We start from the raw sequence: 646 nt of genomic DNA, 5'->3' as shown, positions 1-646 counted from the left end.
CAAAATTCCTCTTCTCCTCAGTACTGCTACATCAAGTGAATTAATAAAAGCATTGGATAAAGCTTCTTCATATCTTAAATTTTTTCCTGCTGAAGCAGCTGGAGGTATTGCCTTTGCATAAACTTTAGCCTTCTCCTTTTCTGAAATCCAATTTTCTCAACAGGCGGCATTACACAAAAAAATGCTGCTTCATGGCTCCAACTTTCTAATGTCTTCTATGTTGGCGGTTCTTGGATAGCTCCTAGAAATCTTATCACACCGAGGAATTGGGATGCAATTAGCGCATTAGCACAGACTGCAGCACAACTATCCTCTCACCCTACAAACGCGCGCTCTACAACATAAGTAGCAGGTGCATTGTTTGCACCTTCAATAAGACCAAAGGATTCACACATTCTTGCACAATCTTTCAGCATTGCCATGGAACCGCAAATCATTACCCGATCTTCATTAGAATGAATTTTCGGTAAACCGGTTGTTTCAAAAAAAGCACCACTCTCCATAACAGTCGTAATGCGCCCCATATGCTTAGAAGATTCGCGAGTGGTCATGGGATAAAACTTCAACTGTTTCACATATTCACCAATCAGCGGATCTTGCTGCAAAGAGTCAACAAGATCTTGTGGATAAGTAAGCTCATCTCGCG

2 pseudogenes are annotated in these 646 nt (G+C 41.3%); one reads left to right on the top strand and one right to left on the bottom strand.

Annotation, left to right across the window (positions count from 1 at the left end):
- Positions 1 to 345: pseudogene (locus ACFIK8_RS11970) on the top strand (2-dehydro-3-deoxyphosphogluconate aldolase); the annotation flags it as partial.
- On the opposite strand, the pseudogene ACFIK8_RS11965 reads toward ACFIK8_RS11970, so the two are convergent.
- Positions 315 to 646 (bottom strand): annotated as a pseudogene (locus ACFIK8_RS11965) (ferredoxin--NADP reductase); the annotation flags it as partial. The pseudogenes ACFIK8_RS11970 and ACFIK8_RS11965 overlap by 31 nt on opposite strands.

This window comes from Bartonella sp. MR168JLCBS (assembly GCF_042194175.1).
This window is presented reverse-complemented; position numbering and strand designations above follow the sequence as displayed.